The sequence below is a fragment of the Mesorhizobium sp. CNPSo 4661 genome, from assembly GCF_057784215.1.
The window spans coordinates 222,170-242,430 of sequence record NZ_JBWGIO010000012.1 but is presented as its reverse complement, the minus strand read 5'-3'; the positions used below and the strand labels follow the sequence as shown (position 1 = coordinate 242,430).

Below are 20,261 nucleotides of genomic sequence, written 5' to 3'. Positions count from 1 at the left end.
ATTTAAGCTTCTATGCAGGCAGTCCCGATGTGATGGCTTCCAAAGGCCGTCCATACATGAACCGTGCCCGGCTAGACAGCCGCCCCAGCATCCCATCATTTGTTCGGCCGAACGTGGAGAGGGGCACGACCCGCGGGTTCAAGGCTGGCCATTGCCTTAGGCCGTGGCAACGAAAAACCCGGCGGTCGCCCGCCGGGTTTCTCTTTCAAAAGTATCTTATGCCTTAGAAGTCGCGCTGGAAGCGGAGGAGACCACCGACGCTGTTCTTCTTGTTGGCACCGGTCCAGTTGCCGAAGGCAGTGCCGTCGTCGAAGTGCCCAAAGTGATCGTAATCAACTTCAGCCGTGACCGTGAAGCCCGGAACAGCGGTGTAGGCAACGTTTGCCGCTACGCCGTAGTTCTTGTCCTGATCACCCGACACCTGGAGGTTGAACGAGGTCTTCTCGTTGAACTTGTAGGTGCCGCCTGCCCAGAACGCCCAATGGCCAGCCCATTGCTTGTAGAAGTTGCGGCCGAAGTCGACATCGAGCGAATGATTGTCGGTGCCGTAGCCAAACATGCCGAACAGCGACAGTTCGCTGGTGACGTTGAAGTCCGCACGAACCTTGCCGGCCCATTCTTCGTAGTTGCTGTCATAAGCAACGACGCCGATGATATCGCCCCAGCCCTGCGTGTACTTCACGCCGCCGACGACATGCGGGACATAGGAGTCGATCGTACCCCGGTAGAAGACGTTGTTGCCGTCCACCGCGCCCTCTTCCAGCGACACCACGGCCGAGAAGCCGTTGCCGGCGTCGAAGTAGTACTGCACGACGTTGGTGCCAAAGTCGCCATAAGGAACGAGCGTGTCCTGGATGACGTTGCCGGCATAGCCGATGAAGGTATCAAAGGCCGATTCGTCGTGACCGACGCGAAGGCCGCCAAGCTGGATCCAGGCGAAGTTCAGCGAAGCGCCCTTGTCGTGAGCCTCGTTGACAGTAGCGCTGCTGCCGTTGAAGCCGCCGCCGTTGCCGAAGTTGAAGCGCGTCTCGGTATAGGTCTTCAACGTGCCGAGCTCGGTTTCCTGGCCGGTCCAGGTCTTCAGGGTGAAGCGGGCGTTCTTCTTCCAGGTGCCCTGGTCCTTGCCGTTCAGCGTGTCAACGCTGCGAGCACCGTCGAACGAGCCGACGTCGCCGAGGCCGATGTCGTAGCGGACGTAGCCGCCGATGCGCAGGCAGGTTTCGGTGCCCGGGATGTAGAAGTAGCCGGCGCCGTACACGTCGCAGATCTTGACGTATTCGGCCGGTTCCGGCTCGGCGACGGTCACCGCGTCCGCGGCGCGAGCACCGGAAACTGCGATCAGGGCCGCAGCTGAGCCGAGAAGAAGGCTCTTGATGTTCATTTTCTGACCTCCAGTCAAAAGTTAAAAAACGGGTCTGGGTATTTTTTGCTGAAGGACAGCGTTCCCTGCCCCATCCCCACTACCGAAAAAGATGCGCACCGCGCCGCTCCTTCGAAGCTGACATTACCCATGAGCCCGCGCCGTTCAACCACGATCGTGTCGGCGCGAGCGCTGTCCGGGCGCTATCCCCGGGGGTTGTTGCACAAATGACACGATTTGGCCTCACTCAGAAAGCTCTCGTTAACCATTGAGGTCCGCGTGCCGGTTGAATCCGCCCGAATCCGGCAGAGGACGGACTGAAATGCGGCAGGCGGCTGAGTCGACCGCCAGGCGATTGCCGCAGAATCGCCACCTGAAGCGGCGGGAACGCGCGGGCCAGCTGATTTTTCGCTGATTATGGCGCGGGCTTGTTGATTGTGCCGACGCTTTTCTTTATCCAGCGGCGCGACGGAGAGGTGGCCGAGTGGTCGAAGGCGCTCCCCTGCTAAGGGAGTAGAGGTCAAAAGCTTCTCGTGGGTTCGAATCCCATCCTCTCCGCCATCCTGCTTCGCGCTCCGCGCTTCGCAGGACAGACCCGGCGACACTTTCTCCGAATCCCTTGCAAAGCTTGGCGCCGGAGCTCGCGGACTTCGTCATCCCAGGGCGAAGCAGGAGCGAAGCTCCGTCGCGGAGACCCTGGGATCCATGCCGTGACCTGGGGCGAAGTATGCTGCGAAGCAGAATTTCGCACCGTTGCAACGCTTCGATGTCACGGCATGGATCCTCGGGTCTGCGCCGCGTCGCTTCGCTCCTTGCTCCGCCCGTGGATGACGACCTGAGAAATGCTTCGGCCAGTCTTCACGGTTTGCGATTGCCGCCTACAGCGCATTTTCTCCGACGCTCCTTCATGTCCCACAGACGCGTGCAGTGACACTCGCATTGCCCTGCCGTACTTCGCAAGGCCGCATATCTTTCGGAAAAGTCGAGCAATATCAAATCATTGTAATAAGAACACCCGTCGCTGGTTCAACTCCTCCGTTCGACTCTGACTGGAGGTCAGAAAATGAACATCAAGAGCCTTCTTCTCGGCTCAGCTGCGGCCCTGATCGCAGTTTCCGGTGCTCGCGCCGCCGACGCGGTGACCGTCGCCGAACCGGAACCGGCCGAATACGTCAAGATCTGCGACGTCTACGGCGCCGGCTACTTCTACATCCCGGGCACCGAAACCTGCCTGCGCATCGGCGGCTATGTTCGCTATGACATCGGCGTGGGCGACTACAACGGCGCGACCAATGTGCGCGACCGCTCGGACGGCAGCTTGAATGATACGTACGCCAAGCACGCCCGCTTCGCGCTGAAGACCTGGACCGGCCAGGAGACCGAGCTCGGCACGTTGAAGACCTACACCGAGTCTCGTTTCGACTGGGACACTGGCAAGGGCGACTTTGGCGGCGCTCCTGTTTCTGCGAAATTTGGCAGCCCCACGCTGAACTTCGCCTGGATCCAGCTCGGCGGGTTCCGAGTTGGTAAGGACGAGTCGGCCTGGGTCACGTTCAGCGGCTACGCCGGCAACGTCATCGACGATTCGATCGTCGGTTACGGCGGCGACTTCGATACCGGTGTCGTCCAGTACTATTTCGACGCCGGCAACGGCTTCTCGGCAGTGGTCTCGCTCGAAGACGGCCAAGGTAGCAATACGGTCGATAGCTATGTTCCGCATATCGTCGGCGGCGTGAAATACACGCAGGGCTGGGGCTCGATCAGCGCGACCGGTGTTTATGACAGCGTGTGGGAAGAGTGGGGCGCCAAGGTTCGCCTTGACGTTAACGCCACCAACGAGCTGTCGCTGTTCGCAATGGTGAACTACGGCTCGGACGATAATGTCGACCACAATTTCTTCAAGAATTGGGATGGCAACTGGGCCATCTTCGGCGGCGCCACCTACAAGTTCAACGAGAAGACCTCGTTCAACGCCCAGGTCTCCTATGATGAAGGCAAGAGCCTCGGTGTGGCTGCGAACGTCGCTTACACGATTGTGCCGAACTTCTCGGTCATCGGCGAAGTTGACTACTTCAATCGTAAGGCTTTTACGGGCGACCACGGGGTTATCCGCGCCGCTGACAGCGATGGCTTCGGTGCCGTCGTGCGCTTCCAGCGCGACTTCTAAGGGCTGGAATTGTACAGGTGAGATCGAGCCCGGGCGCCTCAACGCCCGGGCTCTTTTTGTTCTAGCGGCTGGGCAGGGACAAAACGCAGGAAAAAGGGGGTTCGATAGCTGAACGAAAGTCTGCGATGACGATTTCGTGGGATCCGCAGTCACGGATGAAGTCGTTATTGTCCGACTTATAACTCTTGAAAGGACGCTTCCAAGCGGATAGCTGTGCTTATCCACTCGGGGGTGTGGTCCAAAAATGTCGAACGAAGCGATTCAAGAGGGGATGCCCTCTGACCATTTTTCGGTGTTTTCTTCTCAAAATTCGAACTTTCGATATACTTACAACAAGATCAGAGAAGTAAAATCGCACAGGGTTGGAGAGCTTTTCACAGCATATCGAGATATACTCTGGGACGACGGGCGGCATAAATACAATGTCAGCTCTTTCATCGGTGAAATAGACGAGATCCTGCTCGGAGAACGTTTCAGCACCTTTGACCAGAATACCCTGGACAGCCTGATCGGAACCTTGCGCCAGCGTGGCAACAGCAACGCGACCATCAATCGAAAGATGGCCGCCCTCAGCAAACTGCTGCGCAAGGCTCACAAGATGGGGGATATCCACAGCTTGCCGGAGTTCCGTCGCCAGAAGGAGCGGGCGGGACGGATTCGTTTCCTCGAAAGGGACGAAGAGGCGAGGTTGTTCGCGGCGATCAGGAACCGCAGCGAGGATGCCTACAGGCTTTCCGTCTTCCTGGTCGATACTGGCTGCCGCCTCGGCGAGGCGCTCGGCCTGATCTGGAACGATATCCAGGAGCATCGCGTCTCCTTCTGGATCACCAAATCCGGCCGCAGCCGCACCATTCCGATGACCGAGCGCGTCAAGGAAGTCATCAAGCTGCCGCCGAACACGGAAGGGCGCCGGCCGAAAGGCCCGTTCACCAAGCTGACACAGGCGCAGTATCGCGCGATCTGGAACGAAGCGAAGACGGAAGTCGGTCTCGGCGCCGATGAACAGGTGGTGCCGCACATTCTGCGTCACACTTGCGCTTCACGTCTCGTCCAGGGCGGTATCGACATAAGGCGCGTCCAGATGTGGCTGGGCCACCAGACATTGTCGATGACCATGCGTTACGCGCATCTGGCCACCAACGATCTCGATGGCTGTGTCGTCGTTCTGGAAAAGCCGCGCGGCGACGAAGCATCGTCGCGACCGGCCGGGAACTCCGTGTTCGCGTCGCCCCTCACCACGCCGACCCCCGCCACATCGTCTCGGAAAGCGAGAGGGCCGAAACCGGTCAAGGCGTCCCGCAAGCGCTCGAAAGGCGAATAGATCGAGCGGATCGGACCCGCCGGCCTGCGCAAAACTATATTTCAGCGGTGAAGCCAGAGACTGACAAAGTCTCGGGCTTTATTTGATTTCTACACGATATTAGACCCGATCGAGGAACGCGGCAATCTTCCCAGGCAAGTCGCCGGTTTCCAGGAAGGGCGCATGGCCCTGGCCTTCGGCGGTGATCTGTTCCATGCCGGGATGCCGCTCCTGCATCTCTTGAAGTGTTGCCGTGGAAAGCAGTTTCGAGTTAGCGCCGCGAATGGCGAGCAATGGAATGGCGGCGAGCGCGTCGAACTGCGGCCACAGGTCCGGCAGCGGCTTGCTGAGATCGATGCCGGCCAGCGTGTCGACCAGGGCCGGATCGAAATCCGGCACCCAGCCGGCCTCCGTCTCGCGGCAGATCGCGCCCACCATGCGCGCCCAGTCGGCGTCGGTGAGCGCCGGGAAATCGGCGCCATGCACGCGCCGCTGGGCGTCCACCGCCTCGGCGAATGTCTTCGGTTTCGGCGCACGGTCGAGATAGGAGCGGATATGGGCAAGGCCCTCCGCCTCGATCACCGGGCCGATGTCGTTCAGCACGATGGCTTTCAGCGCGGCCGGCTTCAGCGCGCCGAGCACATGGATGATCAGCCCGCCGCGCGAGGTGCCGATGAAGGCCGCTTCTTCGATGCCGAGTGTCGACAGTCCGGCGAGCACGTCACCGGCCTCGACGCCGACATTATAGTGGCCGATATCCGGATCGTGGTCGGATTGGCCGCGGCCCCGGTAGTCGCAGGCAATGACCTTGCGCGAGCTCGTGGCCTTGCTGGAAAGGTGGAGCGCCAGTTCGTGGAAGTCGCGGGCATTGCGGGTGAGGCCGGGCAGGCAGACGACCGGCAAGCCACCGGCATTCGCTTCACCATAGATACGGGCATGGAGCTTCAGCCCGTCGGGTGCGGCATAGAAGAAGTCGGAGAAACCGTCGCTGGCCATCGCAATCCCGCTCCTCGTTGAGGTGACCGACAGCTACAGGCGAGGGTAGGGATCGTCAAATGGGAGTTCTTTCCTTCTCCCCTTGTGGGAGAAGGTGGCCTCGCGAAGCGAGGTCGGATGAGGGGTGCTCCAGGGAAAGCCAGCGTTTCACTTCGCTGGAACACCCCTCATCCGTCTCGGCGCTGCGCGCCGATCCACCTTCTCCCACAAGGGGAGAAGGAGAAGCGCTCAGCCCCGTCCGTTCACGAGGTCGCCCACGATGTCGTATTTGCCCGAAATACGCATCTTGTAGACCTCGTAATTCTCCATCACGCGCTGAACGTAACTTCTCGTTTCCGTGTAGGGAATCCGCTCGATCCAGTCGACGACGGCGTCCACGTCCTTGCCGCGCGGGTCGCCGTATTTCGCCACCCACTGGGCGGCGCGGTTCGGGCCGGCATTGTAGCCGGCGAAAGTCAGCACATAAGAGCCGCTGAAACGGTCGAGCTGCTCGCCGAGAAAGGCTGAGCCGAGCGCCGCATTGTAGCCGGCATCTGTCGTCAGCCGCGCCTGCGAGAAGGTCATGCCCGCCTTCTTCGCCAACTGCCTGGCCGTGCCCGGCATCAACTGCAGCAGGCCGCGCGCGCCGGCGCTGGAAACGGCGCCGACGTTGAACTCGCTTTCCTGGCGGGCGATGGCATAGGCGAGCGCCTTGCCGGATCCCGAAATATTGGCCGAATCGGGAATGACGCCCAGCGGATGAGACAGCGCGCCGACATCGATGCCGCGCTGGGCGGCAATCTTGCCGACCTTCAGCGCCATGAAATGGTTGCCTTGCTTTTCGGCAAGCACCGCAAGCAGTGCCAACTCGCCCGGACTGGTCAGCTGTCCGGCAAGGTCGCGGTAGAGCGTCTCGGCATAGCGGTCGTAGCCTGCTTCCTGCAGCCGCTTGATCGCGCCGACCGCCTCTCGGTTGTCAAAGCTCAGTCGGTCGGCGGCACTCGGTTTCGGGTAGGCGATGTTGAGCGTTCTCAAACCCACGCGTTCGCCGGCGAGCTGGCCGTAGAAGGTCGTGCCGTAGCCGGCCGCGCGCGTGAAATAATCCTTGGCGTTGCCTGGGCCGCCGACTTCCGCCGCGCGGCCGAGCCAGTAATAAGCGCGCGACAGCGACACCGGTCCCTGGGCGAATTCGGTGATGCGCGTGAAATGCCCTGCGGCGGTCGCCGGGTCGTTGAGGCCGCGCAATGCATACCAGCCGGCGTGGAATTCGGCTTCGGCGGCATTCAGCGGGCTCTCGGCGGCGTGCATGGAGACGATTTTATAGGCGGTCTTCATGTCGCCCTGGTCGACCAGCTCGCGCGAGAGCACGCGGCGCTCAACCCACCAGGCATCGGGATCGACCAGCGAATCGCGATCGGTCGGCGCCTTCATCACGACAGCGGCGGCATCGGAGAATTTCTGCTGCTTGCGCAGATATTCCGCCTCGGCGAAGAAATAGCCGGCGGAGCGCTGCGCCGCAGGCACCGCCTTTAAGAGCTTGGCGGCGTTCTTGTCGCCTTTGTCGGCCGCCGCCCAGGCATCCGCCAGGGGCTGTGCGCCGGCGAGGCCGGCGACCTTCAGCGCCGAGGACGGCCGGTCGGCATAGAACATGCGCTCCATGCGGTAGCGATGGTCGGCCGCCGGGATCAGCGTGCCGAACTCCTTGATGACGGTCGCCTCGTCCTTTGCTTCCAGCTTCTCGGTGCGCCAGAACGGCACCAGCACCGCGCGCGCCGCGGCCTGGTTGCCCAGCGCCATCTGCGAGCGGGCAAGGATAATCACACCCTCGCGCGTCAGCGGCTGGCTGCGGCCGAAGGCCTGCACCACCATTTGCGGTGGCGGGGCCTCGCGATAGAGCGCGCGCTCGCTGTTCTTGCGCAGCGCGATCGTGCCCGGCCATCCGGGCAGCATCTTGGCCGCGTCGGCAATCTCGCCGCTCGGCACCTGGTCGCCACCGTAAAGCGCGATCGCCCAGGCGAGGATGTGCCGGTCGAGCGAGGTGGCGGGCAGCGTGTCGCGCGCATTGCGCGCGCCGGCGATGTTGTTGGCGGCGAGCGCATCGAGCCCGCTCTTCAGTTGCGCTATGTCGGGGGACAGCGCAGTCGACGTCTGCCCGGGCGCCTGCGGTGTGTCGGTCGCCGGGATGGCAGCCGTCGCGCGCACGTCGACGCTTCCGCCGATCGCCACAGTGGGCGTCAGCGCGACGATCGCTCCCAAGAGCGCGAAGAAATGAGGCCGCCTCGTCGGCATGTTCAATCCTGGCACATCGTCAGCGGGTACGGCCTTGAAAGCCTAAACAGACTCTAAACTTAGGTGGTGAAGGGCTCGTAAACAAAAGGTTATCGAGGCCGTTCGAATTGCCCCCGCTGGCACTATTGCCATGCTTGCCGCCGAACCATGTCGAGACTATGGTGCGCGGCTTCGCTTTCCGCTAGAAGGCGCGCGAATAAACCGAACGCTAAAACCTGATACGTTCCCGATAGTTCCAAGGAGTTTGGACGACATGCTGAGAGGCTCGCTCACCGCGCTCGTGACACCGTTCGAAAAGAGCGGGCGCTTCGACGAGAAAGCCTTTCGCGCATTTGTCGAATGGCAGATCGCCGAGGGCACCAAGGGTCTGGTTCCCGTCGGCACCACCGGCGAGTCGCCGACGCTGTCGCATGACGAGCACCGCCAGGTCGTCAAGGTCTGCATCGAGGTGGCCAAGGGCAGGGTGCCGGTCGTGGCCGGCGCGGGCTCCAACAACACCGAGGAAGCCGTCGGGCTGGTGCAATACGCCGAAAAGGCCGGCGCCGATGCCGCCCTTGTCGTCACGCCTTACTACAACAAGCCCACCCAGCGCGGCCTCTACGAGCATTTTGCCGCCGTCGCCAGGGCGACCAGGCTGCCGATCATCATCTACAACATCCCGCCGCGTTCGGTCATCGACATGACGCCGGAGACGATGGGCAGGCTGCGCCACGACTTCAAGAACATTGCCGGCGTCAAGGACGCGACCGGCAAGGTCGAGCGCGTCTCCGAGCAGCGCATGACCTGCGGCAAGGATTTCATCCAGCTTTCCGGCGAGGATGCTTCCGCGCTCGGCTTCAACGCGCATGGCGGTGTCGGCTGTATTTCGGTCACCTCGAATGTCGCGCCGCGCCTCTGTTCCGAATTCCAGGAAGCCACGCTTTCCGGCGACAGCGCCAAGGCGCTCGAACTGCAGGACCGGCTGCTGCCGTTGCACAAGGCGATCTTCATGGAGCCCGGCGTTTCCGGGTCGAAATACGCGTTGTCGAAGCTGGGCAAGGTCGAGAACGTGGTGCGTTCGCCGCTTGTGACGGTCGAGGCTTCGACCGCGGAAAAGATCGACGCGGCGCTCAAGCACGCCGGCTTGATTAATTAGCGAGCCCGTTTGGAAACTCTACTCCTGCGGCCATCTGAAGGCGCCACCTGCGCTTCCGGTGCTCACGTACTATATGTACGCTCCGCTCCGGTTCTCGATGACGCCATCATCTGACTCGCAGGAGCGAGTTTCGAAACGGACTCTGGACGTTATGAATCAAGTCAAGAAAGCCGACCCCAACAACAGGACGGTCGCCGAGAACCGCAAGGCGCGCTTTTCCTACGAGGTGCTCGACACGATCGAGACCGGCTTGGTGCTGACCGGCACCGAGGTCAAGTCGCTGCGCCAGGGCCAGGCCAACATCCAGGAGAGCTACGCCTCGGCTGAAGGCGGCGAGATCTGGCTGATCAATTCCTACCTGCCGGAATATCTGCAGGCCAACCGCTTCAACCACGAGCCGCGCCGGCGCCGCAAATTGCTGGTCTCCAAGCGCGAGATGGCCAAGCTCTCGCAAAGCGTCGAGCGCGAAGGCATGACGCTGGTGCCGCTGAAGATCTATTTCAACGACCGCGGCCGCGCCAAGCTGCTGCTCGCCGTTGCCCGCGGCAAGAAGCTGCACGACAAGCGCGAAACCGAAAAGCAGCGCGACTGGTCGCGCGAGAAGGGCCGGCTGCTGAAGGAGCGCGGTTAAAGACTATCGGTGATAGATCCAGGCAAGGCGAGCAGGGGGCCAAGGCTTGAGGAACCGGCTGATTGTCCTGGCTCTGGCTTTCGTCTTTCTGGCGCTTGCGGTCGGGATAGAGAGCTTTTTGCGGCCCCGCGCCTTTCCACCGGATCGTGCCAAGTTCCCCATAAGAGGCGTCGACGTTTCGCACCATCAGGGCAAGATCGACTGGCAGCGCGTTGCAGCCGACGATGTGACCTTCGCCATCATCAAGGCGACCGAAGGCGGCGACCATGTCGATGATACCTTTGCGACTAATCTGCGTGAGGCGCGCGCCGCCGGGCTCGCGGTCGGCGCCTATCACTTCTTCACCTTCTGCCGCCCGGGCGCCGACCAGGCGAAGAACTTCATCTCGGCCGTGCCGAGCGGCGAGCAGCTTTTGCCGCCGGTCGTCGATATCGAGTTCCATGGCAATTGCCCGCGACGCCCGTCACCCGCTGAGCTGAACGCGGAACTCGTTGCATTCCTGGCCCCGGTCGAGGCGGCCTTTGGCAAGCCGGCCATCATCTACATCACCGACGAGGCGGCGCCGGCCTATTCCGCTCATATAGCGGTTCGCGAACGCTGGCTGCGCTCGCTGGCAATGCCGCCGAAAGAGGAGGATTGGGTCTATTGGCAATATCTCGATACCGGCCGCGTCGACGGCATCGACGGCGATGTAGACCTGAACGTGTTGAAGGGGGGACCGGCGAGGCTGAGCGAACTGTTTGGCGCTGCGCCTGACTCTAGTTCTTCAGGAACGCCGCGATCTCCTTGAACACATTGACGAACATTTCTTCCGTCAGCACGCCGGTGTTGGTGTTGTATCGCGAGCAGTGATAGCTCGAAAACAGCGCGATACCACCGGCCTGCTGCCGGCCGCCATGGCGGAATGGAATGGCCGCGACGCGCTCGCCGAGTGCCCGCACCGTCGACTGGTGCGCGATCGAGCCCAGCGTCAGTATGGCGCTGAGATTGGGGAAGCGCGCGATCGTCGGTTTTAGAAAAGTCCGGCAGGTGGCGATCTCGGCGCCCACCGGCTTGTTCTCCGGCGGCACGCAGCGCACCGCATTGGTGATGGCGGTGCCGACAAGCGCGAGCCCGTCATCCGGCCTTGCCTTGAACTCGCCGCGCGCCAAGCCGTGCGCGATCATCGTGCCGTAGAGCAGGTCGCCGGCATAGTCGCCGGTGAAGGGGCGTCCCGTGCGGTTGGCCCCGCGCAGGCCGGGCGCCAGCCCGACGATCAACAGGCGGACCGAATCTTCACCCTCCGGCGGCAGGAAGGTTGGCACCGGCGCGTTGAACCAGCCGGGCTCGCGCTCGCGCCAGGCGGCGATGAAATCATGCAGCCGCGGGCAGAGCGGGCAGTCATGGCTGGGTTCGGGGGAGGGCGCGGCGCTCAAGGCCGCCGCCTGTCAATAATCGTCCTCGTCGACTTCGGCGGGCTCCGGCCGGCGCGCGGGCCGCTCGGATGGGTCGCGGCCGATTTCGCTCTTCAGCGTCATCAGGTCGATGAAATGATCGGCCTGGCGGCGCAGGTCGTCGGAGATCATCGGCGGCTGCGAGGCCATGGTCGAGATGATCGACACCTTGCGGCCGCGTCGCTGCAGCGCTTCGACCAGCGTGCGGAAGTCGCCGTCGCCGGAAAAGATCACATAGTGGTCGACGACATCGGCGAGCTCCAGCGCATCGACGGTGAGCTCGATGTCCATATTGCCCTTGATCTTGCGGCGGCCGGTCGAGTCGGTGAATTCCTTGGCGGGCTTCGTCACCACCTTGAAGCCGTTATAGTCGAGCCAGTCGATCAGCGGCCGGATCGATGAATATTCCTGATCCTCGACCAGCGCGGTGTAATAGTAGGCGCGCAGCAGGTAGCCGCGCTTCTGGAAGCTCGACAGGAGCTTGCGGTAGTCGATGTCGAAGCCCAGCGCGCGGGAAGTGGCGTACAGATTGGCGCCGTCGATGAAAAGAGCGATCTTTTCACGGGGATCGAACATTGAAAAACATCCCTTTCGAAAATTTCTGTCGTCTAAAAGTGTTTGACGAATAGGTCCGACAAAATGGGCCTCGGTGCCGTCACATCCGAGATAACGCGCAATTTGTGGATATCCAAGGGCAGGCCGCTGCATTGCAAGCAATTGTGATCGCGACTATGTGAGCCGCATCATGGCGTGGCGAGATGATGAGCCGGGCAAAGGCCCGCAAAGCTGACGCCGCCGCCATAAAGCTTGTATTTCGGCCGCGCCCGCGTTATGGAGCGCGCCAGCTTTCCATCAAATCCATCGCATGAAAGGGGCAGTCCATGGCCCGCGTAACCGTTGAAGATTGCATCGACAAGGTCGACAACCGTTTTGAACTCGTGCTGCTCGCCGGCCATCGCGCCCGCCAGATCAGCCAGGGCGCGCAGATCACCGTTCCGCGCGACAATGACAAGAACCCGGTCATCGCGCTGCGCGAGATCGCCGACGAGACGCTTTCTCCCGACGACCTCAAGGAAGACCTGATCCACTCTCTGCAGAAGCATGTCGAGGTCGACGAGCCGGAAGCCGAGGGCGAGGCGATCGCCGACCAGACCGGCGCGACCGCTGTTGCAGCCGACACGGACGACGCCGAGGAAAACATCACTTTCGACCGCATGAGCGAGGAAGACCTGCTCGCCGGCATCGAAGGTCTGGTGCCGCCGGAAAAGAGCGACGACTACTAAGAGCTTTTGTCCCGGTTGGATCAACCATCCAGGACTTCCGTATCTTAGGTTTCGTGGCTATCTATGAGATGCGTCGCACACCAGTGCGGCGCATCAATCATTTCAGCACCGCGAGATCCCGCCCATGATGCGTCAGTATGAGCTTGTCGAGCGCGTCCAGCGCTACAAGCCTGACGTCAACGAAGCGCTGCTCAACAAGGCTTACGTCTATGCCATGCAGAAGCATGGCCACCAGAAGCGCGCCTCGGGCGATCCCTATTTCTCGCATCCGCTCGAAGTCGCCGCCATCCTCACCGACATGCATATGGACGAGGCGACCATTGCCGTCGCGTTGTTGCATGACACGATCGAGGACACGACCGCGACCAGGGCCGAGATCGACGAGCTCTTCGGCCCCGAGATGGGCAAGCTGGTCGAGGGGCTCACCAAGCTGAAGAAGCTCGATCTGGTCTCGAAGAAGGCCGAGCAGGCGGAGAACCTGCGCAAGCTGCTGCTCGCAATCTCCGAGGACGTCCGCGTCCTGCTCGTCAAGCTCGCCGACCGCCTGCACAACATGCGCACCCTCGACCATATGCCGGAGGCCAAGCGCCTGCGCATCGCCGAGGAGACGATGGACATCTATGCGCCTCTGGCCGGGCGCATGGGCATGCAAGGCATGCGCGAGGAACTGGAGGAAATCGCCTTCCGCTACATCAATCCGGAGGCTTATCGCGCTGTCACCGCGAGGCTCGCCGAGATTTTCGAGCGCAACAAGGGCGTCCTGCAGGAGATCGAGACGGCGCTGTCGGGCCTGTTCGACAAACACGCTATCAAGGCGAGCGTGAAGAGCCGGCAGAAGAAGCCGTGGTCGGTGTTCCGCAAGATGGAGGCCAAGGCGCTCTCCTTCGAGCAGCTCTCCGACATCTTCGGCTTCCGCGTCGTCGTCGATTCGGTCGACGACTGCTACCGCGCGCTTGGCGCCATCCACACCACCTGGTCGATGGTGCCCGGCCGCTTCAAGGATTACATCTCGACGCCGAAGCAGAACGACTACCGGTCCATCCACACCACCATCGTCGGGCCGTCGCGCCAGCGCGTCGAATTGCAGATCCGCACCAGGGAGATGAACAAGATCGCCGAATATGGCGTCGCCGCGCATTCGATCTACAAGGACAGCGGCGGCAAGATGAATGGCGCCGCCCATGCGATCTCCAGGGAAACCAACGCCTATGCCTGGCTGCGGCGCACCATCGAGCAACTGGCCGAAGGCGACAATCCGGAGGATTTCCTCGAGAACACCAAGCTGGAGCTGTTCCAGGACCAGGTGTTCTGCTTCACGCCCAAGGGCATGCTGATCGCGCTTCCGCGCGGCGCCACGCCGATCGACTTCGCCTATGCCGTCCACACCGATGTCGGCGACACCTGCGTCGGCGCCAAGGTCAATGGCCGCATCATGCCGCTGATGACGGAACTGAAGAATGGCGACGAGGTCGAGATCATCCGCTCCAAGGCGCAGGTGCCGCCCGCCGCCTGGGAATCGGTCGTGGTCACCGGCAAGGCGCGGGCCGCCATCCGCCGCGCCACCAAGAATGCGATCCGCAAGCAATATTCCGGCCTCGGCGCCCGCATCCTGGAGCGCGCCTTCGAGCGCGCCGGCAAGACTTTCACCAAGGAGAGCCTGAAGCCGGTGCTGCACCGGCTGGCGCGCAAGGATATCGAGGACGTGTTGGCCTCGGTCGGTCGCGGCGAGCTGAGCTCCACCGATGTCATGAAAGCGGTCTTCCCCGACTATAAGGACGAGCGTGTCACCGTCGCGCCGCCCAAGCAGCGCGAGGAGGGCTGGTCGAAGATCCGCAACGCCGCCGGCATGCTGTTCCAGATGCCCGGCACTCGGGCCGCGCGCAAGGACAAGGACCAGCCGCGAGATGGCGCTGTGCCGATCCGCGGCGTGCGTGGCGACCTGCCGGTGCGTTTCGCGCCGGAAGGTGCGGTGCCCGGCGACCGCATCGTCGGCATCATCCAGCCGGGAACCGGCATCACCATCTATCCGATCCAGTCGCCGGCGCTGCAGGCCTTTGACGATCAGCCCGAGCGCTGGATCGACGTGCGCTGGGATATCGACGAACGCACCAAGGAACGTTTCCCGGCGCGCATCTCGGTCACCGCCATCAATGCGCCGGGTTCGCTGGCCGACATCGCTCAGGTCGTCGCGTCCAACGACGCCAACATCCACACGCTGTCGATGATACGCACGGCGCCCGATTTCACCGAGATGCTGATTGACCTCGAGGTCTGGGACCTGAAGCATCTCAACCGGCTGCTGTCGCAGCTGAAGGACAATTCGAGCGTCAGCGATGCGCGGCGTGTGAATGGGTGAGTGGTGAATAGTGAATAGTGAATAGTGAATAGTGAATAGTGAATGGAAGATGCTCTCACTACCATTCACCATTCACCACCCGCCATGAGCAGGGGAGCAAACAATGAATACCGACGAAGTGCTGGGCATTTTCCGCGAGGCTGGCGCCGTTCTCGAAGGTCATTTCATCCTGACGTCCGGCCTGCGCAGTCCGGTCTTCCTGCAGAAGGCGCGGGTCTTCATGCATGCCGACAAGACCGAGCGCCTGTGCAAGGCGCTCGCGCAAAAGATCCGCAAGGCGGTGCCGGGACGCATCGACTACGTCGTCGGCCCGGCGATCGGCGGCCTGATCCCGGCCTATGAAACTTCGCGTCATCTCGGCGCGCCGGCCATCTGGGTCGAGCGGGAGGGCGGCGAATTCAGGCTCCGCCGCTTCGAGATCGCCGAAGGCTCGCGCGTCGTCATCGTCGAGGACATCGTCACCACCGGCCTGTCGATCCGCGAGACCATCGACTGCCTGCGCGAGCTTGGCGCCGAGGTGGTGGCGGCCGCTTGCATCATCGACCGCTCCGCCGGCAAGACCGATGTCGGCGTGCCGCTGATCGCGCTTGCCGAATATGAAGTGCCGGCCTATCCCGCAGACCGCTTGCCGCCGGAACTCGCCGCCATTCCGGCCGTTAAGCCTGGTAGCCGCAACATCTGACGTCGTGACGTGCAAAAACAAGCGCTTGAGCGCGCGGCTTGAATCTCCTCGCCAGCGGCGTATGTCGAGATCGCGATGATAACAGGCATCGACCATTTCGTGCTGACGGTCCGCTCGGTGGAAGCGGCCTGCGACTTCTACGGGCGGGTGCTTGGCATGCGGCGTCTCGATGAGCCGAACCGGCCGACCGCGCTTCTGTTCGGTCCGCAGAAAATCAACCTGCACGAAGTCGGACGCACATTCGAGCCAAAGGCAAGGACGCCGACGCCGGGTTCCGGCGATTTCTGCCTCGTGGCGGCGGTGCCGCTTGCCGAGGTCCAGGCCAGCCTCCAAGCCAATGGCGTGGCGGTCGAAGTCGGTCCGGTCGAGCGCACCGGCGCGCGCGGCCCGATGATGTCGGTTTATTTCCGCGATCCCGACGACAATCTGGTCGAGGTCAGCGAGTATCGGCTTACCTGAGGTCGAGCCGCATGGCGCAGCGCTGGTCCGAGGGCATGCCGTGCTCGGCCTCGTCGGCGAGCAGGCCGGCCAGCCGTCCGTCGATCTCGACGCCTTCCAGGGCGCGAAATCCGAGCTTGCGATAGAAGGGCGCGTTCCAGGGAACGGAGCGAAACGTGGTCAGCGTCACCGCCGCCAGTCCGCGCCACCTGGCGTCCGCGACCGCCCGTTCAAGCAGCGCGCGGCCGATGCCTTGGCCCTGCCGGTCGAGGCTCACGTCCAATTCCCAGATGTGCAGCACATCGCCCTCGATCCCGGCGCTCAGGAAGCCGACCGGCCGGTCCTTCCCGTCGGCGGCGACCCAGCATGCTCCCGCGGCGATCAGCGCGCAGTGCCGCTCGACGCTGACATTGTCGCCGTCGGCGAGCCATGCCAGTTCGGGAATGGCGCGGAACGCTTCCCCGGCCGACTGCTCGATCTGCGGAAGTACCTCGGCGTCCTCGGCCTGCGCCGGTCGAATGGTGATCATCGGCTCCGCATCCTGGTTGTTTTCCTCAGTTTCGCCAGAATGACGTGGTTGTTACAGCCTGCGGCAGACCATCGCGGCGGCGTTTCGTTGTTGCGCGGCCTGGTCGTCGCTATATCAGAGTCTTGTTGCCTTTCTGCGCCATCGAAGCGCAAGATATGTTGGCGCGTCCCGGTGGGCAGGGGCAGCGCGTGTTGGACCGGGAACTGGAAGAGAGTGCTTTTTCGACGCCGAGAGCCTGATGGCCTCCTGGAGCGGGTGCGTACTTATCTATGGCCGCGCCGCTCGTTCTCGCGTTCCGTGCAGTATTTCTCCAAGCGCATCCTGCGGCTGAAGGCGACGCCGCATTCCGTCGCCGCCGGCGTCGCCGCGGGCGTCTTTGCCTCCTTCTTCCCGCTTGGTTTCCACTTCATCGTCGCCGCCGTGCTGTGCTGGATCATCGCCGGCAACCTGGTCGCGGCCGCACTTGGCGCCGTGTTCTTCGGCAATCCGCTGACCTTCCCGCTTTTGTGGGGGGCGTCCTGGGAAACCGGCAAACTGATCCTGCATGAGCACCTGCCGAAGCACGGCCCGCCCGAGCATCTGGGCGAAATGATGCACAAGCTTTCCTTCGCGAAGCTCTGGCACCCGGTTCTGGAGCCGATGCTGATCGGCGCGGTGCCGCTCGGCCTCGTCTTCGGGCTGGTGTTCTACGCCATCACGCGCTGGGGCATGACCGTGTTTCGCGAGCAGCGCAGGAAGCGCATGGCCGAGCGCGCGGAGAAGAAGGCGCGGCAGGGCGGACGGGAAGTGCCGGCGGAATGATCATCGGCATCGGCAGCGACCTGATCGACATCAGACGCATTGAAAAATCGCTTGAGCGGCACGGCCAGCGCTTCGTCCAGCGCATCTATACCGAGGTCGAACAGGCCAAGTCGGAAAGACGCGCCGCCCGCGCCGCCTCCTATGCCAAGCGCTTCGCCGCCAAGGAGGCCTGCGCCAAGGCGTTGGGCACCGGCATGGCCGAGGGCGTGTTCTGGCGCGACATGGGCGTGGTCAACCTGCCGAGCGGCGCGCCGACAATGGCGCTGACCGGCGGCGCCGCGGCCAGGCTGGAGAAAATCCTGCCGAAAGGCCACCGCGCGCTCATCCATCTCACCATCACCGACGATTTTCCGCTTGCTCAAGCCTTTGTGATCATCGAGGCGGTGCCCGCCGAACAAGCGCCACATTGATTCCATCTGACCACGAGCGGCATGACGTTGCCCAGCGCCCGCCGAGACTCTATACAAACATCGCACAATCGAGGACGACATGAGCGTGGCTGAAAAATCGCAGAAGAAATCCGGCGGGCTTGGTGAAACCTTCTCCGTCATCATCCAGGCTCTGCTGCTCGCGCTCGTCATTCGCACGCTGCTCTTCCAGCCCTTCTCCATCCCGTCGGGCTCGATGCGGCCGACGCTGCTCGAAGGCGACTATCTCTTCGTCACCAAATGGGCTTATGGCTATTCGCGCTACTCGCTGCCATTCGGTCCCGATCTCTTCTCCGGCCGTATCTGGGGCTCGGAGCCCACGCGCGGCGACGTGGTGGTGTTCAAGTTCCCGCCGGATCCTTCGGTCGACTACATCAAGCGCGTCGTCGGCCTGCCCGGCGACAAGATCCAGGTGAAGAACGGCCAGCTTTTCATCAACGACGTCGGCGTGCCGCGCGTGAAGACCGGTCAGATCGACAATCCCGATGTCACCGAGGAAAACCGGCCGATCGACGTCTATCGTGAAACGCTGCCGAACGGCGTCAGCTACGACACGCTCGACATCAATTCCGATTCGATCGGCGACAACACGCGCGAATTCGTCGTGCCGGCTGGGCACTATTTCATGATGGGCGACAATCGCGACAATTCGTCCGACAGCCGCTTCGCCGTCGGCTATGTGCCGGCCGAGAACCTTGTCGGTCGCGCCAACCTCATCTTCTTCTCGATCGCCGGCAAGGCGAGCCCGCTCGAGATCTGGAAGTGGCCGTCGCTGATGCGCGCCGGGCGCTTGTTCCATTTCGTCCACTAGAGCGATGGCGGCCAGCAAGCGTTTGACCGCCGATGCCCTCGCCGAAGCGCTTGTCGAGCGGACCGGCCATGTCTTCGCCGACCGCCAGCGCCTGCAGCGGGCGCTGACCCATGCCAGCGCCCGTTCGACCCATGCCGGCGTCGACTATGAGCGTTTCGAATTCCTGGGCGACCGCGTTCTTGGCCTTGTCGTGGCCGACATGCTGCTCGCGGCCTTTCCCGATGCCGCCGAGGGCGAGCTGTCGCTGCGTCTCAACGCGTTGGTCAACGCCGAGGCGCTCTCGGAAATCTCCGAACAGATCGGCCTGCCGGAACTCGTCCGCGCCGGTTCAGACGTGCGCAACCTCGAGGGGCGCAAGCGCACCAATCTGCGCGCCGATGCGCTGGAATCGCTGATTGCCGTGCTTTACCTGGATGGTGGCCTTGAGGCTGCCCGTGCGTTCATCCACCGCTACTGGCAGCCGCGCTCGCAGGCGATCGGCGCTGCCCGCCGCGACGCCAAGACCGAATTGCAGGAATGGGCGCACCAGGCGGCCGCCGGCGCCGTACCGGCCTATCGCATCGACGGCCGCGAGGGGCCGGACCACGACCCGCTGTTCACGGTCAGCGTCAAGGTCGGCGCTTTCGCTCCCGCGACCGGCAACGGCCGCTCCAAGCGCGAGGCCGAGCAGGCCGCGGCGGCTACCCTTTTGCTGCGCGAGGGCGTATGGAGCGCGGCATGACAGAAACGGAAACCTCTGAAGCTCCCGCGACGCGTTCCGGCTTCGTCGCGCTGATCGGCGCGCCCAATGCCGGCAAGTCGACGCTGGTCAACCAACTGGTCGGCGCCAAGGTGTCGATCGTCACCCACAAAGTGCAGACCACCCGCGCCATCGTGCGCGGCATCGCCACGCATGACAACGCGCAGATCGTCTTCGTCGACACGCCCGGCATCTTCAAGCCGAAACGGCGGCTGGACACCGCGATGGTGACGACCGCCTGGGGCGGCGCCAAGGATGCCGATGTCGTCGTGCTTTTGATCGATGCCGAGCGCGGCATCAAGGGCGACGCCGATGCCATACTCGACCGGCTGAAGGACGTCCGGCAGCCGATGCTTCTGGTCCTCAACAAGGTCGATCGCGTCAAGCCGGAAACGCTTCTTGCGCTGGCCGCGACCGCGAACGAACGCGTGCCGTTCAAGCGCACCTTCATGGTCTCCGCGCTCACCGGTTCCGGTTGCAAGGACCTGCTCGACTATCTCGCCGAGACGCTTCCACCCGGTCCCTGGTATTATCCGGAAGACCAGATTTCCGACCTGCCGATGCGCCAGCTCGCAGCCGAGATCACGCGCGAAAAGCTCTATTTGAGACTGCATCAGGAGCTTCCCTATTCCTCGCATATCGAGACGGAGAAGTGGGAAGAGAAGAAGGACGGCTCGGTGCGCATCGAGCAGGTCATCTATGTCGAGCGCGACAGCCAGAAGAAGATCGTGCTCGGCCACAAGGGCGAGACGATCCGCGCCATCGGCCAGGCCGCGCGGGGAGAGATCGCCGAGATCCTCGAACAGAAGGTGCACCTCTTCCTGTTCGTGAAGGTGCGCGAGAACTGGGGCGACGACCCGGAGCGCTACCGCGAGATGGGGCTGGAGTTCCCGCATTGATGCCT

20 protein-coding genes and 1 tRNA gene are annotated in these 20,261 nt (G+C 62.9%); 15 read left to right on the top strand and 6 right to left on the bottom strand.

Annotated features, from left to right (window positions below):
* Window positions 1–223: 223 nt before the first annotated feature.
* Window positions 224–1,381, bottom strand: a complete 1,158-nt coding sequence (locus tag AC0YKC_RS20030) for a porin (protein ID WP_488512256.1) — start codon at window positions 1,379–1,381, stop codon at window positions 224–226.
* 449 nt (window positions 1,382–1,830) lie between these two features.
* Between AC0YKC_RS20030 and AC0YKC_RS20025 the strand changes: the two genes are divergently transcribed.
* The 3 genes from AC0YKC_RS20025 to AC0YKC_RS20015 all read left to right on the top strand — a co-directional run bounded on the left by AC0YKC_RS20025 (window position 1,831) and on the right by AC0YKC_RS20015 (window position 4,848).
* Window positions 1,831–1,921: transfer RNA gene (locus AC0YKC_RS20025), tRNA-Ser, on the top strand.
* Window positions 1,922–2,423: 502 nt separating this feature from the next.
* Window positions 2,424–3,527: a porin gene (locus AC0YKC_RS20020; RefSeq protein WP_488512255.1), complete on the top strand. Its 1,104-nt coding sequence runs from the start codon at window positions 2,424–2,426 to the stop codon at window positions 3,525–3,527.
* 244 nt (window positions 3,528–3,771) lie between these two features.
* Window positions 3,772–4,848 (top strand): tyrosine-type recombinase/integrase, encoded by a 1,077-nt coding sequence (locus AC0YKC_RS20015; RefSeq protein ID WP_488512254.1) that lies wholly within the window; start codon window positions 3,772–3,774, stop codon window positions 4,846–4,848.
* A gap of 99 nt (window positions 4,849–4,947) precedes the next feature.
* Here AC0YKC_RS20015 and AC0YKC_RS20010 read toward each other — a convergent pair whose 3' ends face one another.
* Window positions 4,948–5,823: an alpha/beta fold hydrolase gene (locus AC0YKC_RS20010; RefSeq protein ID WP_488512253.1), complete on the bottom strand. Its 876-nt coding sequence runs from the start codon at window positions 5,821–5,823 to the stop codon at window positions 4,948–4,950.
* Between the two features lie 228 nt (window positions 5,824–6,051).
* Window positions 6,052–8,091 (bottom strand): lytic transglycosylase domain-containing protein, encoded by a 2,040-nt coding sequence (locus AC0YKC_RS20005; protein ID WP_488512252.1) that lies wholly within the window; start codon window positions 8,089–8,091, stop codon window positions 6,052–6,054.
* A 253-nt stretch (window positions 8,092–8,344) separates the two neighbouring features.
* On the opposite strand from AC0YKC_RS20005, the gene dapA reads away from it, so the two are divergent.
* The 3 genes from dapA to AC0YKC_RS19990 all read left to right on the top strand — a co-directional run bounded on the left by dapA (window position 8,345) and on the right by AC0YKC_RS19990 (window position 10,647).
* The gene (gene dapA / locus AC0YKC_RS20000; protein ID WP_434721845.1) at window positions 8,345–9,226 is read left to right on the top strand and encodes a 4-hydroxy-tetrahydrodipicolinate synthase; all 882 of its coding nucleotides are present in this window, start codon (window positions 8,345–8,347) and stop codon (window positions 9,224–9,226) included.
* Window positions 9,227–9,377: 151 nt separating this feature from the next.
* Window positions 9,378–9,857, top strand: a complete 480-nt coding sequence (gene smpB, locus AC0YKC_RS19995; protein WP_127877696.1) for an SsrA-binding protein SmpB — start codon at window positions 9,378–9,380, stop codon at window positions 9,855–9,857.
* 46 nt (window positions 9,858–9,903) lie between these two features.
* Complete coding sequence (locus tag AC0YKC_RS19990; RefSeq protein ID WP_434721846.1) at window positions 9,904–10,647, top strand: glycoside hydrolase family 25 protein; 744 nt, start codon at window positions 9,904–9,906, stop codon at window positions 10,645–10,647.
* Here AC0YKC_RS19990 and AC0YKC_RS19985 read toward each other — a convergent pair.
* Both AC0YKC_RS19985 and AC0YKC_RS19980 read right to left on the bottom strand, forming a co-directional pair.
* Window positions 10,616–11,272 (bottom strand): uracil-DNA glycosylase, encoded by a 657-nt coding sequence (locus AC0YKC_RS19985; protein WP_488512251.1) that lies wholly within the window; start codon window positions 11,270–11,272, stop codon window positions 10,616–10,618. The two genes, AC0YKC_RS19990 and AC0YKC_RS19985, sit on opposite strands and share 32 nt — an antisense overlap.
* A gap of 12 nt (window positions 11,273–11,284) precedes the next feature.
* Window positions 11,285–11,866, bottom strand: coding sequence for a LabA-like NYN domain-containing protein (locus AC0YKC_RS19980; protein ID WP_488512250.1), 582 nt, complete (start codon window positions 11,864–11,866; stop codon window positions 11,285–11,287).
* 305 nt (window positions 11,867–12,171) lie between these two features.
* Here AC0YKC_RS19980 and rpoZ point away from each other — a divergent pair, with 305 nt between their 5' ends.
* The 4 genes from rpoZ (at window position 12,172) to AC0YKC_RS19960 (ending at window position 16,070) form a co-directional block, all read left to right on the top strand.
* Window positions 12,172–12,573: a DNA-directed RNA polymerase subunit omega gene (gene rpoZ, locus AC0YKC_RS19975; RefSeq protein ID WP_320294960.1), complete on the top strand. Its 402-nt coding sequence runs from the start codon at window positions 12,172–12,174 to the stop codon at window positions 12,571–12,573.
* 124 nt (window positions 12,574–12,697) lie between these two features.
* The gene (locus tag AC0YKC_RS19970; RefSeq protein ID WP_320294961.1) at window positions 12,698–14,929 is read left to right on the top strand and encodes a RelA/SpoT family protein; all 2,232 of its coding nucleotides are present in this window, start codon (window positions 12,698–12,700) and stop codon (window positions 14,927–14,929) included.
* A 103-nt stretch (window positions 14,930–15,032) separates the two neighbouring features.
* Window positions 15,033–15,611, top strand: coding sequence for an orotate phosphoribosyltransferase (gene pyrE, locus AC0YKC_RS19965; protein ID WP_320294962.1), 579 nt, complete (start codon window positions 15,033–15,035; stop codon window positions 15,609–15,611).
* Between the two features lie 75 nt (window positions 15,612–15,686).
* Entirely contained in the window at window positions 15,687–16,070 is a 384-nt protein-coding gene (locus tag AC0YKC_RS19960) for a VOC family protein (protein ID WP_488512249.1), read from the top strand.
* On the opposite strand, the gene AC0YKC_RS19955 is transcribed toward AC0YKC_RS19960, so the two are convergent.
* Window positions 16,063–16,578: a GNAT family N-acetyltransferase gene (locus AC0YKC_RS19955; RefSeq protein WP_488512248.1), complete on the bottom strand. Its 516-nt coding sequence runs from the start codon at window positions 16,576–16,578 to the stop codon at window positions 16,063–16,065. The two genes, AC0YKC_RS19960 and AC0YKC_RS19955, sit on opposite strands and share 8 nt — an antisense overlap.
* Window positions 16,579–16,791: 213 nt before the next feature.
* Here AC0YKC_RS19955 and AC0YKC_RS19950 point away from each other — a divergent pair, with 213 nt between their 5' ends.
* The 5 genes from AC0YKC_RS19950 to era all read left to right on the top strand — a co-directional run bounded on the left by AC0YKC_RS19950 (window position 16,792) and on the right by era (window position 20,256).
* Window positions 16,792–17,379, top strand: coding sequence for a DUF2062 domain-containing protein (locus AC0YKC_RS19950; protein WP_320294965.1), 588 nt, complete (start codon window positions 16,792–16,794; stop codon window positions 17,377–17,379).
* On the top strand, window positions 17,376–17,789 hold the full coding sequence (gene acpS, locus AC0YKC_RS19945; protein WP_292315576.1) for a holo-ACP synthase: 414 nt from the start codon (window positions 17,376–17,378) through the stop codon (window positions 17,787–17,789). The genes AC0YKC_RS19950 and acpS overlap by 4 nt, the downstream gene beginning before the upstream one ends.
* A gap of 79 nt (window positions 17,790–17,868) precedes the next feature.
* Entirely contained in the window at window positions 17,869–18,618 is a 750-nt protein-coding gene (gene lepB / locus AC0YKC_RS19940) for a signal peptidase I (protein WP_320294966.1), read from the top strand.
* Window positions 18,605–19,339 (top strand): ribonuclease III, encoded by a 735-nt coding sequence (gene rnc / locus AC0YKC_RS19935; RefSeq protein ID WP_488512275.1) that lies wholly within the window; start codon window positions 18,605–18,607, stop codon window positions 19,337–19,339. Before lepB ends, rnc begins: the two co-directional genes overlap by 14 nt.
* A complete protein-coding gene (gene era / locus AC0YKC_RS19930; protein ID WP_488512247.1) occupies window positions 19,324–20,256 on the top strand; it encodes a GTPase Era in 933 nt (310 codons plus the stop codon). Before rnc ends, era begins: the two co-directional genes overlap by 16 nt.
* Window positions 20,257–20,261 lie beyond the last annotated feature (5 nt).